General features: G+C 46.8%; 13 protein-coding genes and 1 pseudogene. 6 read left to right on the top strand and 8 right to left on the bottom strand.

The features are described from left to right. Positions 1–109 precede the first annotated feature (109 nt). Together HGO26_RS22010 and HGO26_RS22015 are read left to right on the top strand one after the other, a co-directional pair. Complete coding sequence (locus HGO26_RS22010) at positions 110–1,114, top strand: LysR family transcriptional regulator (protein WP_168827766.1); 1,005 nt, start codon at positions 110–112, stop codon at positions 1,112–1,114. Positions 1,115–1,191: 77 nt separating this feature from the next. Next, positions 1,192–2,073 (top strand): patatin-like phospholipase family protein, encoded by an 882-nt coding sequence (locus HGO26_RS22015; protein ID WP_168827767.1) that lies wholly within the window; start codon positions 1,192–1,194, stop codon positions 2,071–2,073. Here the strand turns inward: HGO26_RS22015 and HGO26_RS22020 are convergent. Both HGO26_RS22020 and HGO26_RS22025 read right to left on the bottom strand, forming a co-directional pair. After that, entirely contained in the window at positions 2,057–2,998 is a 942-nt protein-coding gene (locus HGO26_RS22020) for a LysR family transcriptional regulator (RefSeq protein WP_168827768.1), read from the bottom strand. The genes HGO26_RS22015 and HGO26_RS22020 overlap by 17 nt on opposite strands. A gap of 28 nt (positions 2,999–3,026) precedes the next feature. Further along, entirely contained in the window at positions 3,027–3,884 is an 858-nt protein-coding gene (locus HGO26_RS22025; RefSeq protein WP_131525530.1) for a DMT family transporter, read from the bottom strand. A gap of 193 nt (positions 3,885–4,077) precedes the next feature. On the opposite strand from HGO26_RS22025, the gene trmL reads away from it, so the two are divergent. Both trmL and HGO26_RS22505 read left to right on the top strand, forming a co-directional pair. After that, complete coding sequence (trmL, locus tag HGO26_RS22030) at positions 4,078–4,542, top strand: tRNA (uridine(34)/cytosine(34)/5-carboxymethylaminomethyluridine(34)-2'-O)-methyltransferase TrmL (RefSeq protein WP_168827769.1); 465 nt, start codon at positions 4,078–4,080, stop codon at positions 4,540–4,542. Between the two features lie 204 nt (positions 4,543–4,746). After that, a complete protein-coding gene (locus HGO26_RS22505; RefSeq protein ID WP_282098000.1) occupies positions 4,747–4,872 on the top strand; it encodes a hypothetical protein in 126 nt (41 codons plus the stop codon). 25 nt (positions 4,873–4,897) lie between these two features. Here the strand turns inward: HGO26_RS22505 and rarD are convergent, their stop codons facing one another. After that, the gene (gene rarD / locus HGO26_RS22035) at positions 4,898–5,800 is read right to left on the bottom strand and encodes an EamA family transporter RarD (protein WP_168827770.1); all 903 of its coding nucleotides are present in this window, start codon (positions 5,798–5,800) and stop codon (positions 4,898–4,900) included. A gap of 109 nt (positions 5,801–5,909) precedes the next feature. Between rarD and HGO26_RS22040 the strand changes: the two genes are divergently transcribed. Next, on the top strand, positions 5,910–6,362 hold the full coding sequence (locus HGO26_RS22040) for an Lrp/AsnC family transcriptional regulator (protein WP_168827771.1): 453 nt from the start codon (positions 5,910–5,912) through the stop codon (positions 6,360–6,362). Positions 6,363–6,667: 305 nt separating this feature from the next. Here HGO26_RS22040 and HGO26_RS22045 read toward each other — a convergent pair whose 3' ends face one another. After that, on the bottom strand, positions 6,668–7,219 hold the full coding sequence (locus tag HGO26_RS22045) for a hypothetical protein (RefSeq protein ID WP_168827772.1): 552 nt from the start codon (positions 7,217–7,219) through the stop codon (positions 6,668–6,670). 212 nt (positions 7,220–7,431) lie between these two features. Here HGO26_RS22045 and HGO26_RS22050 point away from each other — a divergent pair, with 212 nt between their 5' ends. Continuing rightward, positions 7,432–9,459 (top strand): prolyl oligopeptidase family serine peptidase, encoded by a 2,028-nt coding sequence (locus tag HGO26_RS22050; protein WP_168827773.1) that lies wholly within the window; start codon positions 7,432–7,434, stop codon positions 9,457–9,459. A gap of 88 nt (positions 9,460–9,547) precedes the next feature. On the opposite strand, the gene HGO26_RS22055 is transcribed toward HGO26_RS22050, so the two are convergent. The 4 genes and pseudogenes from HGO26_RS22055 to HGO26_RS22325 all read right to left on the bottom strand — a co-directional run. Beyond that, positions 9,548–11,011: a M16 family metallopeptidase gene (locus tag HGO26_RS22055; protein WP_168827774.1), complete on the bottom strand. Its 1,464-nt coding sequence runs from the start codon at positions 11,009–11,011 to the stop codon at positions 9,548–9,550. After that, positions 11,008–12,339 carry a M16 family metallopeptidase gene (locus HGO26_RS22060; protein WP_168827775.1) on the bottom strand — a complete coding sequence of 444 codons (1,332 nt, stop codon included), beginning with the start codon at positions 12,337–12,339 and terminating at the stop codon, positions 11,008–11,010. Before HGO26_RS22060 ends, HGO26_RS22055 begins: the two co-directional genes overlap by 4 nt. A 137-nt stretch (positions 12,340–12,476) precedes the next feature. Further along, positions 12,477–13,874 carry an amidohydrolase gene (locus HGO26_RS22065; RefSeq protein ID WP_168827776.1) on the bottom strand — a complete coding sequence of 466 codons (1,398 nt, stop codon included), beginning with the start codon at positions 13,872–13,874 and terminating at the stop codon, positions 12,477–12,479. A gap of 258 nt (positions 13,875–14,132) precedes the next feature. Continuing rightward, positions 14,133–14,417: pseudogene (locus tag HGO26_RS22325) on the bottom strand (hypothetical protein); the annotation flags it as partial.

A 14,417-nucleotide genomic window follows, 5' to 3' on the forward strand; every position in this document is an offset into this window, starting at 1 on the left:
TTAGAGCAAAGATTGTAAATGAGAACAATTTTCAATACGGCAATGTATCTCTATGTTACAATCAGCTCAAGTTAGACTTTAGGTATTCACTTGTAAGAGTTACTTAAAAATGAATAAAAACATGATCAAAGGGATGATCGTTTTTGCGACAATCGCAGAAAAGGGCTCAATGAGTGCCGCAGCGCAGCAATTAAATCTCAGCTCGTCGGCGGTAAGTCAGCAAGTGACCAAGCTCGAAATGGACATGGGGATCAGCCTGTTCCACCGCAATACCCGCAACCTCACACTCACCGAAGCGGGCAGTTTGTTCTATGAGAATTGCCGCAAGGTCATAGCGATAGTCGAAAGCACAGAGCAGAAACTTAATAACTTGAAAGGTATTCCATCAGGGGAATTAAAGATTGCCGCGCCTATAGGATTTGGCGGCGGCCTGTTAAGCGAACCTTTTAATTACCTGTTGGCAGCACATCCACAGATAAGTTTGAATTTACTGCTGCAAGATGGCCCGATAGATATAGTCAACGACGGTATCGATCTGGCGATTTGCATCGGCCCCTTATCGGATTCCAACCTAATTGCCCGCCATTTAGCCGATTGGCGTATGTTACTGTGCGCCTCCCCCAATTATCTGCCAATGCATAAAAACCTTAGCCACCCAACGGAGTTAGCTGAATTAAATCGGATCTATCACACTTATGCTAAAGGCGATATCTTAACCCACGCCTTTAGCCAAGAGTGTTTTGAACTGACAAGCCAGCGAATTAGCGTCAACAATATGCAGGCGTTAATTCAACTCACACTCGATGGTCTAGGATTTGCCGCTCTGCCCGAACCTGAAGTGCACAAATACCTCGAAAGCGGCCAACTGGTCACCCTATTACCCGAATGGTCACTCAATACCTACAGTGTTTATAGCGTAACGTCGGCACGGGATAAGCAGCCCGCAAAAGTGAAAGAAGCGCTCAATGCACTTAGCCAATACTTTAATTTTCACCAAGCCTATCATGTTAATCTGGGCCATCAAAAAGATGGCGTAAACGATAACGTAACCAATATCTTACCAATTAAAACTAAGAAAAAGTCACATCATCTTGATGTTGGTCACGCATCTTGAGGATACCTTACACGCATTCATTTCTGCGCTAAGCTGGGGTATTCTGCGATGATAAACCGATAAAAAGATGTAACCCGATGAAAGATGTGGCCTTAGTGTTGGAAGGTGGTGGCCTCAGGGCCATTTATACCGCAGGTGTATTAGACGCGTTTTTACAGCAGTCACTTCACTTCAACTATGTAATTGGGGTATCTGCAGGTGCCATTTATCCCGCGTCCTATGTATCCCGCCAATTTGGTCGCAATCTCCACATTCAGCAGCAATATCTCAATGACAAACGCTATATGGGCATTCGCCATTGGCTGGCAACGGGTAATTATGTCAATACAGACTTTACCTACCGTCGCATGGCTTATGAGTTGCTACCATTTGATTTTGATACATTTTTAAATAGTAATACCGAATTCAAGGTCGGCGCCTTTAACTGCAATACAGGAAACACCGATTACTTTGGAATGGCCGATTTTAATGAACACGATAAATTGCTCGACGTGCTCATTGCCTCCTCTAGCCTGCCTTTTATGTCTAAACCCTGCGTGATTAACCAACACCATTACCTCGATGGCGGCATCGGCGAACCGATACCGTTAGCGCAATCACGCAAAGATGGTTATGCACGCCAAGTGGTGATCTTGACTCAAGATGAGCATTATCAAAAATCCGCGATGAAAATGAATTGGTTAGCACGCAAAACCTATAAACACTACCCCGCCGTTGCCCATGCGCTAAGTGAACGCCATCGTGTTTATAATCAAGCATTAGTCGAGTTAAACCAAGCCGTTGCGAATAATAACGCCTTTGTGATCCGCCCAGCGCAACCACTTAACCTATCGCGGCTCGATCGCAATATCGGTAAAGTAACCGTCGTCTATCAGCAAGGCTTAGCAGATGGGCAAAATATATTGCCCGCATTAATCACTTGGTTAGCCGCACCAAAAGTGCCTAAAACTGAGGTGTAATCGAATGCAGCACTTGACTAATAATCAACTCTCGCAGCCATTTATGGCTCAAGTCGTGTTCGAAGTGTTTGTGCCACATCAATAAATACGCACCGGGGATCAGCTTGATGGGTGATGGTAAAGACTGAAGCTCAAAAGACTTCATCACAGCCAAGGCATAGCGCGAAGGTGCGCAGAGGATCAAATCGCTCTGTTCACACAGGGTGAGAGCACTCTGAAAGTCGGTCATATTCACGGCAATATCCCGTTTACGGCCCTCGAGTTGCAACACATCATCCAGCAACCAATGCTCTAAACCGCCAAAGGCCACTTGCAGATGGCGATAACTCAAGAAGGTATCTAAATTCCACTCTTGTGTTAACGCCGGATGATCACGACGCATCAAACACACGGGATAATCCTGTACTAACTCAACATAGCATAAGTCATCGGGAATATTATTCACATGCATGGGCGAGCGCTCGTCCCACTCGCGGCAACCTATGGCTAAGTCGATGTCGCAACGCAGTAATCTGTCCATGGTATCGAGTCGCCACGTTTGGCAATTGAGACTCACACCGGGAGCTTGAGTGAGCAACATGGGCATAAAATGGGGAAAGGTCAGTGAATAGGTGGTTTCGACCAAATGCATTCTAAACTGTCGTTGGCTCAAGGCGGGTTCGAAGGTGTCCGGCCGAGTAAATTGCGCCAATTGCTGTAAGCATTGGCGCAACTCAGGCGCAAGTGACAAAGCCTTGGGTGTCGGTTTTAGGCCGTAGGCGGTACGTTCAAATAAAGGATCATCAAACACGTCCCTCAGACGTGTGAGCTGTTTACTCACCGCCGACTGGCTCAAATGCAACCGCGCAGCAGCGGCGGTCACGCTTTGCTCCTCAAGTAGGATTTCGAGTACGGGCAGTAAATTCAGATCCAAACGTTTTAGCATCTATGCCTCATTCACCCCAAAATAATGACTAGGGTTGCACTTTTTTAAATGGATTTAACCTTAAATTCTGCGGCAACTTCATCAATAACAGTGACAATAAAATCACAGCTATTCCCATCCATTGGCGCATATCTAAAGTTTCCCCCACAATCATGACCCCTAATGATACGGCAACCACAGGGTTGACTAAAGCGACCATACCCATGATTTCTGGCCCTAAGTTTCGCATAGACCATAGCCAAGCCCAATAGGCAACGGCGGTGTTGGCAATCACTAACCATATCAGTGAAGGTACAAGCGTCATACTCGGTAGCTGCGGTGGCCCTGCCATAAACCAAGCCAGTGGGATCAACATCAAACCGCCTAATAATAGCTGCCACGCGGTCAGCACTAAAAAGTCACCCACATCCCACTTTTGCATCCAGCGAGAAGAAAAGGCAATTAACGTAGTGGCGCTCAACATGCACAACACGCCGATAGGATCGAGATCCGCCGAAGGGTTAAGCAGTAAAATGACCCCACCTAATCCCATCAAACCTAATAATAACCACTTCATTCCTGGGCGTTTTTTATCAATGAGCCAAGCCAGTATTAAGAAGATGAGCGGCAGAGTGGCCCCTAAGGTTCCCGCCACCGCGCCCGGCAAACGGTAAGCGCCGATAAATAGCAGCGCAAAGAAGGCTCCAATATTACAAAACGCCAGCAAACCAAGCTTTGACCAAACCAAAGTTGGCAAACGAGGACGCAGCATCAGCATTAATATCCCCGCAGGCAAGGCACGCCACACGGCTACCCAGTAGGGCGACATGTCATGTAAGTAGAGACTCACTAACGCATAGGTAGTCCCCCAAAATACAGGAGCGAGTAACGCAATAATAAAGGGCATAATGACTCCTTAAAAAGTATCTTGATGTTAAGATATATTACTTTGAGATAATAAAACAGGCAAGCCTTGAGATAACAATTCCACCTATTACAACCTCTATTGCATGAACTTAGCCAAATCCACCCACAACAGACACTGCGCTTGGGCACCGTTTGCCGTATAATCGGCCGTCATTTTCTACAGGCGGGCCAGTATGTTCCATATCGCACTCTATGAGCCAGAAATCGCACCTAACACAGGTAATATCATTCGCCTTTGCGCAAACAATGGCTGCCAGCTGCATTTGATTGAGCCATTAGGTTTTGATCTAGAAGAGAAAAAGCTACGCCGCGCGGGTTTGGACTATGCCGACTTAACCAATGTGACTCGCCATAAAGACTTCGATGCTTTCCTCGAAGCCATGGCTGGCAAGCGCATTATGGCCTGTACCACTAAGGGGAGCCGCCCACATACTGAGCTGAGTTTTGCCAAAGACGATGTGCTGCTATTCGGCCCAGAAACCCGAGGTTTACCGATGGCGATTATCGAATCCATCCCCACTGAGCAGAGACTACGCATCCCCATGGCGGCCACCAGCCGTAGCTTGAATCTGTCTAATGCGGTGGCAATTATCAGCTATGAAGCGTGGCGTCAGCTTGGGTTTGAAGGCGCGGTTTAATGCGTAGTGATGCTTAAGTGGATTAGTCTGGACTTAACCTGTCAATATTCAAATCACGATGCAATCAGATCCGACGGGTTACTTTAACTCCATTCGCCCCTAAAGCAAGACAGTTGAGCTACGCGCATTACGCATTAATTGTCATTGCTTCCCCAGTGACACGCCATAAATATATCCCTATAGACTCGACGGCGGCATATATCCATGCCGCCAGCGATCACTGGTGCAACAATGCCAATCCTCACTAACCCTTCTGCTGTTCGTTTAGCTAAAAAGCTATTGCCCCAATTTAGCGGTATCAGCCAAGTACTGATTCGTAGTCAGCTATAGGCCAAATGTTGCTAATACTTCATACCTAGCTGTTTTTCGATTTAAATATTCTAAACCCCCCTTCCAGTATCAGCACAATAACGGCAAGCCAAATTCCTATATAGGTAGGCCATTCACCTGGGTTGATGGTTTCACCAAGCATTATTGCAACGACCAATAATAGTAAAGGTTCGACATAGATAAGCAGCCCGAAAAGACTTAGATTTAGGTATGGTGCAGATAAGGATTGTAACCCGAGCGCTAATGCACTAATTGCACCTAAGCCAATGACTAACCATAGTGGTGAGCTGCTATGACTTAATAAGCTTTCAATCACATAGCCACCACTAAAGATAAAGTAGATACTCACTGGCACACTGAGCATCATATCAAACCATACTCCACCAATGTTATTCGTACCGGTTTTATGTCTTAACCAGAAATAGATTGGGTATCCTAGGCAAATGGCAAGTGTTGGCCAAGCTAATGTTTGGGAAATGGCGAGTTGATTTAACACACCTAGCAATGCAAACAGGCAAGCTATCAATTGCATTCGTGACATTTTGTCTTTAAATGCAAATCGGCCAACGACCACCATAGTGATGGGCATAATAAAATAGCCAAGTGACACCGCTAAGCCATATCCATTGCTGGGAGCCCACATGAATAACCAAAGCTGAATGCCGATTAAAAAGCTTGATGCTATTCGAGTTAACCAAAAGTGCTTTTCACGGATTATTCGCTGATAAATAACGATGACTTGCGACCAGTACCCCTGCACGCCGATAAAAACCGTTAAAAGTGGAAGCGTAAATAGTATGCGCCAACCATAAATTTCCTCACCACTGAGAGCGTCCAATAGGGCGGTATAAGCAAACATCAACGCAAAAAGTGCTGATGCGGCCACATTCAAACTTACGCCGAGCAAGGTATTGGAGATTGGTTTCATGACATCCATAACGCAAAAAGTAATTTAGCTGTATTTTATTGTGTTACCTTTGAAATAAGCTCTCTAAGTTGATGCTATTTCCGATAAAATTTCTCACTTGGATGTCAATATGTCACTCGATAAATACGACCATGCTCTTCTCGCGTTACTCCAACTGAACTGCCAAATCCCTCTACGGGAGTTGGCGGAAGCCGTTCATTTATCTACGGCATCGGTTCAGCGTCGTATTCAAAAGCTGAAAGACAGCGGTTACATTCAATCTATGACCGCCATTTTAGATCCCGATAAGCTAAATAAAGTCATCACCATTTTTGTTGAAGTTCAGGTTGAAAAAAACGATATGAATACGCTTCGGCAGTTAAAAAAAGACTTTTCTGGTCCAGAAGTTCAGCAATGTTACTACGTAACAGGGGATGCCGACTTTATGTTGGTGCTGTTAGTTCCTCATATGCAACGATTCCAGGAGATATGTGATCAAATGTTCCACAATAATGCTAACGTAAAATGGTTCAAAACAATTGTGGTGCTGGATAGAGTTAAAGTGACTTTGGATGTGCTGTAATATCGTAGATATATAGCATTTTCTGTTAGTTACCAGTCGCGAAGTTAATTTTAGCCCACTTGTGACAGCATTAATTGCTCCTGTAAGTTAGCATAGGATCTGGGTTGCCCCTCTGCCACAATCCCTGCTCTAAGCAATTGATCACGAGTTTTTCACCCGACTTTAGTCATTCGAAATCTACAGATGAAAGCAAGGGATCTATCACGTATATGTCCCAAAGTGAGTTGTGTGGTGTCAAGTAGAGATTGTACGATTAAGTCGTACTACATAACCAAAACTGCCAGTTCGTGTATGAGTTAGTACACTTATTGAGATGGCGCGACTGGCGTCATCTCTATCCCGCGAAAAAGCTGATAGCGATCAACATCATCGTCTAAATATTGAATATTCTGCGTCCATTGCCATGCGTTAGCTTGAGCACCCGCCCCCTTTGCCTCGAACAGTAATTGAATTAACGCAGACCGGGCAGTCACCACGCCCTCGCCCAGCAAAGAATAATCGCCATTTTGACGATACAAGCTAAAGACTTGCTGCTTCTCTTGGGATACGCCATCGTAATAGGTCAACAACACTTGCTCGCCCTGCTCCCTAAACCACCAGGTTTCACTATAGGGTGCACGCGTGCCAACACTCACAGACAATAACAGCTGCCGCTTATCATGGGAGCAAAATCCGGTGACTGTGACTTTTCGTGGCACTTCCCCCACTTTAGCGGCATCGCCCACCCATTGACCGGTAAACTGAGGGCAAAACTCACTAAAACTTACCTTAGCCGCGTGCGCAGCCAGAGGAATAGCAGCACTCAGTGCAATTGTCACTCCCCATAATAGTCTTAATCGGTTGATTTTATTCTGCATCTACCTAGTCCTCAGCCGAAATCTCATCCTAGATTAGCCTGTAATTCTGCCATCAACAAATCACAATTAGCCGACAACCATTCACAGATGCTTACACAAAGCGCCCCGCTATGGGTTATCACTCAGTTTGCTTTCATGCTCGGTTTCTATACTCTCGAATCTGCACCACAAATAAAATCATTATAACTATATGTATGATAAGGAGACTCACAGTGAAGAAGACAGGAATCTTATTGCTCTGTCTGTTGATGCCATTCGGCTCAGCATTTGCGGAGCAGGGTAAACCGCTCTCGGTGGAATTGCTCTGGCAACTTAAGCGTATTGGTAGCCCAGTCGTATCGCCCTCTGGTGAGCATATTATTGCGCCAGTCACAGAATATGATCTGAAGGAAGATAAAGGTTCGACCCAGTTATGGCGTTTTGATGGCGAAGGTAAAAATAATCGCGCGATTACAGTCAAAGGGTTAAAGGTGAGCGAGCCCGTGTTTTCGCCCGACGGCAAAACCTTGGCCTTTGTGAGTGAGCGAAATGAAGACGACGCAGGCCAAATCTACCTATTGCCTATGGACGGTCCGGGTGAAGCGCAGCGCTTAACCGACATACCTACTGGCGTAAATGGTATTAAATGGGTTGGCAAGCATTTGTATTTCATCAGCAATGTATTCCCAAATCAAACATGGGACGAGATGAAAACCCAACTAAAAGCCGACGAGGACAATAAGGTCTCCGCTCGCCAGTGGAACGCTTTGCCCTACGCTCAGTTTGATCACTGGTTAGATGAACGTCGCCAAGCCCATGTATTTAGGATCCCCGCTTCGGGCGGCGAAGTCGAATCCGTGACGCAAGCGCTCGGCCATGAATTACCACGCTCGAGCCAAAGCAGTTCAAGTTACGATATTTCGCCTAATGAACGCTTAATTGCCTTCAGTACTTATGGCTCAGACAACCGTGTCGACCCTAAACTGGATATTTTCCTTGCGACGATTGGCAGTGGTAAAGCAGAGAATATCACCCCAGAAAATCAAGCCGCAGATGCTGATCCCAGCTTTAGTCCCAATGGCAAAACGCTGGCTTTTACCCGTCAGAAAATCCCCGGTTTCTATGCCGATACCATAAGGCTGATGTTACTGGATATTGATAGCCGTAAACTTAATACGCTAACACCTGAGTGGGATCGTTCGGTCAGCCAATTTAATTGGACCCCCGACAGTAAAGGCTTTTATGCCACCATCGAAGATGCCGCCACTAACCGCATTTATCATATCGATGCCAAAAACGGTAAAGTCAAAGCCATTACAGAGGCAACTGACTTTGGCCAACCCGCCATAGGTAAAGACGGTGAACTGATTGCCACCAACGAGAGCTTTTTGCACCCCGCGCGCTTGGTCAGCATTAATCCCAGCAATGGTAAGACGGTACGCCTAGAGAATTTTAATGACGATATTCTCAAAGATGTAGATTTAGGCACTTACGAATCAGTGACCTACAAGGGATATCAAAATCAAGATATTCAAATGTGGGTTCACTATCCCCCCGGATTTGATCGCAGTAAAAAATATCCCCTCTTTATGCTGGTTCACGGCGGGCCACACAACGCCATTACCGACGGTTTCCATTACCGTTGGAACGCACAAACCTTCGCCTCTTGGGGATATGTCACTGCTTGGCCAAACTTCCATGGTTCTAGCGGCTTCGGACAAGCGTTTGCCGATGCGATTAACCCAGATTGGAAGAATAAATCCCTCGAAGATGTGCTCAAGGCAGCCGACTGGTTTAAACAACAAAGCTGGATAGACAGCGACCGCATGGTGGCGGGTGGCGCAAGTTACGGCGGTTATCTGACCTCAATTATTTTAGGTCAACCACATCCCTTTAAAGCCTTGTTGATCCATGCTGCGGTTTACGACATGTATTCACAAATGGCGTCGGATTTTGCCGTGCACAGTACCCGATTTGGCAACTACTGGGATAATCCTGAGCTGTATAAAGCCATTTCTCCGCATTACTTTGCAGCTAACTTTAACACTCCGACCTTAGTCAGCCACGGTCAGCTCGACTACCGAGTACCTGTGGGACAAGGATTTGAACTGTTCCGCACCCTGCAAACTCGCAATGTGGAATCACGGATGATTTACTTCCCCGATGAAAATCATTGGGTTATGAAACCCAATAACTCTATCTATTGGTATAACCAAGTGAAGGATTGGATGACCCATTATGCTAAGCCGGGTGGACAATAAACACTGCATCTAGCACCAAGAACAGAAAAGCAAAAGGTCTGCACTATGCAGACCTTTTCTTTATTGAATCAAGCCTCGCAATGATGGCTTATTGGCCAAATCCCGTGGCTTTAATATCGACGGTTTGCACTTTGCCGTACTTAGCGGCAATAGGTGCAATCTTAGCCGCATTGCCAATCAGCACAAATTGCAGATCTTTTTGCGGGAAGTAAGTTTTCACTAACCTTTGGGTTTCTTCTAAGGTCAAACCATCCACCTTAGCTTGGAACTCATTGATAAACTTATCATCGAAACCGTATAGATACATGCCAGATAAGAGCCCCGCCAGCTGCCCTGAGGTTTCAAACTGAGGCGGGAACTGACCCTTAACGTAGGCTTTAGCCGAATCTAAGGTCGCTTGATCTACACCTTTTTCCCATAAACGTGCATAGGTTTTTAAGGCTAAATCCATCGCTTCTTGAGTGGTTTCCGTCTTAGTGAAAGTGCTGATTGTGAATACGCCCGAATCGGTATAAGGGCTAAAACCTGAGCGTGCGCCATAGGTTAAGCCTGCGTTCACCCGCAGCTCGTCGTTAAGCCAAGAGGTGAAACGACCACCTAAAATAGTGTTCACTACCGTTAAACCTACATAGTCTGGATTGTCACGACTAATGCCTAAACCCCCAATCACAAAAGTAGTTTCGATTGCATCGGGTTTATCCACCAACAAGACTTTGGCCTCGGTCAACTGAGGCAAACCTTGGTTTAAATCAGGCTGCACCAGCTTTTCGCTGCCCTGCCACTGACCAAAGGTTTGCGTCAGCTTGGCTTTCATCGACGCCACATCAAAGTCACCCACGACAGTTATAGCGGTATTGGCCGGTTGATAGTAACTCTTATGGAAGGCGCGTAGCTGTGACACTGTCACTTGCTCCAGTGAGTCACTGTTACCCGAAGCCGCATTGCCATAAGGATGTGCACCAAATACGAGCTTATCGAAGTAGCGACCAATCACAGCTCGTGGGCTTTCTTTATCTTGCTGCAGCCCAGCAATCGCGCGCTGTTTGAGTTTATCGAACTCGGCGGCATCAAAATCAGGCGTTAACATCGCCGCGCTAAATAAGCCCAGCATCAAGTCAATGTCCTTCGCCATAAAGTCAGCACTCAGATAACTACCTTCCTTATCCGCTTCGGCCACTAAGCTTGCACCGAGAAAATCCACTTGCTGCTCGATATCCGCCTTAGATTTCCCCGCCGCACCTAACAGCAAGCCTTCTGCCGTCATTTGTGCCACGCCTGCGGTGGTGTCATTCACTGCACCGGCGCGTACCACGGCATTTAAGGTAATTAACGGCACTTCGCGCTGCGGCATTAAGTACACAGTTAAGCCGTTATCTAACACAAACTTATCGTAACTTGGCATCGCAAAGCTGCCAGTATCGACCCGTTTTGGTGCCGATGTCGTAGCACAACCCGCTAAGGCTAAACTTGTGCCTAGGGCTAATGCGGCCATTAACTTAGACGATTTCCCAAGTGATTCCATCTTAAGTGATTTCACTGCTGTCGATTTCATAGGGAAGACTCCTCAGTTGCCGCCAGCACAGCCACAGTGCGATTCGATTTACGTAAGTAGGTTTGGGCAACTCGTTGAATATCCGCAGGCGTCACCTTGTTATAGGCTTCAGGTGCATTAAATAACTTGTCGTAACTGCCAAAATACATCTCATAGGTGCCTATGGTATTAGCCTTACCATTAATGGTTTCCATAGAACGATAAAAATCCATCAACTTGATATTTTTAACTTTATCCAGCTCTTGCTGAGTAACGCCCGTTGTCGCAATCGCATCGATTTGCTCAATCAGCGCATGCTCCAGCGTCGAGGCTTTCACCTCAGGTATAGCCACACCCATCACATAGAAAAGGTTAGGATCGACCGACATCGGCATGTAGGTTTGCGCTTCTAAGGCCACTTGTTTATCAACCAATGATTGATATAAACGTGAGCTATTACCTTGGCTTAGAATCGAGCTTAATAAGTCCAGCGCATAAAAATCCGCATGAGTTGCCGCCGGAATATGGTACGCCAACATTACGTTAGGTGTGCTGACCGATGCCTTTTGCACAAAGGTGCGACGCTCACCCTTTTGCTCAGGTTCGACAGTGCGAATCGCTTTAGGCGGAGTCTGTGCCGGAATAGGCGCAAAGTACTTGTCTGCCAAGGCTTTTACTTGGGCAAGCTTTACATCGCCAGCAATCACGACCACGGCATTGTTCGGCGCATAATAGGTTTTATGGTACTGGACTAAATCTTCCAGCGACCAAGCGGCGATATCCGACTCGTGACCGATCACCGACCACGAATAAGGGTGGGCTAAAAACGCCACGCCTTTGATTTCGCCTTCGAGGGCATTCCAGTTAGAGTTTTCTAAGCCAGTGGAACGCTCCGACTGCACTACGCCACGTTCGCTATCGACCATGGCTTGGTTGATATCTAAGTTAGCGATGCGGTCAGCCTCGAGATCGAACATAGTTTCGAGCGCATTGGCGGGGAACCAATCGGTATAAACCGTCATGTCTTCAGTGGTATACGCATTGTTCGCGCCACCGGCGGCTTCCATAGTACGGTCGAACATTTTTGGGCCGTACTTTTTCGAACCGTTGAACATCATGTGTTCGAAAAAGTGCGAAATACCAGTAATGCCGGGCACTTCGTTACGTGAACCGACCTTCCAAAATAAATACATGTTGGCATTGGGAATTGAGGCATCTTCTAGCACCATGATTTTCATGCCGTTATCTAGCGTGAAACTCTTAATGTCTTCTGCCGTGGTGGCCTGTGCTTGGCTTAGGGGGTTCAAAAGTCCCATGGCCAACACCAGAGCCGATAGCGTGCGCTTCATCTTGTTCGCTCCTTGCTGTAAATATCCACATATAGAGGTAAATTGTTTAACAAATCAAGCGCAGGAAGCGTATCCCGCGCCGATTTTTTGTAAGCTCAAGTTATACCGCAGCGCTTACGGAATAATGCATTAGCCACTTATTGGGCTTTGAGCGCCGTTAACGCCACTTTGGTCATGGCCTCAACGCCCACTTTTAGCGCGCTTTCATCCACATAAAATGCCGGCGAATGATTGCTGGCCGCCGTTTCAGGGTCCGTTCCCTTTGGCGTCACCCCGAGGAAGAAAAACATCCCCGGCGTTTCTAAGGCATAGTAAGCAAAGTCTTCGGCACCTGTGATTAACCCGGGTTCAATCAGCATCTTATCGCCCACCACGCTCGCAAGCACAGGCCGCATGCTGGCGACTAATTCAGGATTATTGACCACCACAGGATAACCTTGATGGATCTCAGTAGTCGCAGTCGCCCCTAAGGTTTTCGCCGACAGCTCGGCCATTTGCGCTAAACGCACTTTGATATCGGCGCGCATGGGTTGGTCGAAGGTACGAATCGTACCAATCAGCTCGACTTCATCGGGAATAATGTTAGAGCGAATGCCACCATTTACCGCACCAAAACTCACCACAGCCGGCGCTTTAGTGATATCCACCTGACGGCTGACGATCGTTTGCACGTTAGTGATAATTTGTGCCGCAGCAACAATAGGATCGACCCCATTCCAAGGACGAGAACCGTGGGTTTGGCTGCCTTTCACTTTGATGGTAAAAGAGTCTTCACTCGCCATTGCTGGACCACTGCGCAGGCCAATCATGCCACTCGGCATACTCGAGGTGACATGCATACCAAATACTTGCTCGGGTTTGCGCTGAGCAAACAGCCCTTCTTTGAGCATCAATTCCGCGCCGCCCTCTTCACCCTCTGGCGCACCTTCTTCAGCGGGTTGGAAGATAAACATCACATCCCCCGCTAGACTGTCTTTCACTTTAACCAAGTTTTCAGCCACGCCCATCAACATGGCCACATGGGTATCGTGCCCACAGGCATGCATCACACCCACTTTTTGATCGCGATAAGTGTCAGTCGCCTTAGAGGCAAAAGGCACATCGACCACTTCAGTCACAGGCAGTGCATCCATATCCGCTCGAATCGCAATCAACGGACCAGGCTTGCCGCCCTTCAGCTTCCCGCCTTTCAAAATGGCCACCACGCCCGTATGTGCAACACCCGTTTGCACTTCTAATCCTAAGGATTTCAGATGTTTTTCAATAATCTTGCTGGTGCGAAACTCACGGTTAGACAACTCAGGGTGTTGATGCAAATCACGACGCCAGTCGATCACCTTTTGCTCCACACCCGCCGCCAACTTAGCCGCATCAGGCATAGCACTGGTCGCCGCTTGCACCGAATTAAAACCTGTGCCCATAAAGCTTAAGGCTAAGGCCGACGCGAGTAAGGTCGTGGAAAAATGAGATTTATTTACTAGGGGCTTAAATTCAAATGATGTTGATGCAGCAAGTGATACAGAGGGTAAAGTCATAGCGATAGCCTATTGTTGTTTTTATAAGCTACCTAAACTACACGGACAAGGAGGAATTGTTAATAGATTTAGTGATAAAGGTAAAAGAGACTGTGCTTCATTAGAGGCTGTCTTTAACCGTCATTCCCGCAATGTTTGTGGGCGGGAATCAAACTTTTAGATAAATCAACCTGAAAAAAGATAGGGATGGCGGATCTCAGTTAAAGAAACTCAAGGCAACGGAAAAGCTGTCCTAATGCTTGGCATCGTTAGCTTTAGTCACAAAACAACAAATTCACGATTTTCTTTAAAACCACATGGCCATCGGCCTTGGCTATACAACTCAGCCACCTCACTCCATACGCCCTTTTGTCTGAGAGCGGCCTCTCTCGCTGCCATTTTGAAGGCAAAGAGTGCGCCGCCTCTAAAGCTCTCAGTAAAATCATGAGGACCATACACAAGCAAAGGATGTGACCGGCCAATTTTTCTCAGAGATCTGAGCGCCGATTTATACACAAGCATCTCCGCGTCTTTTGTTTCCTCACATTTTTTCGGACCATTCAA

This window comes from Shewanella oncorhynchi, assembly GCF_012584455.1.
GTDB lineage: Bacteria > Pseudomonadota > Gammaproteobacteria > Enterobacterales > Shewanellaceae > Shewanella > Shewanella oncorhynchi.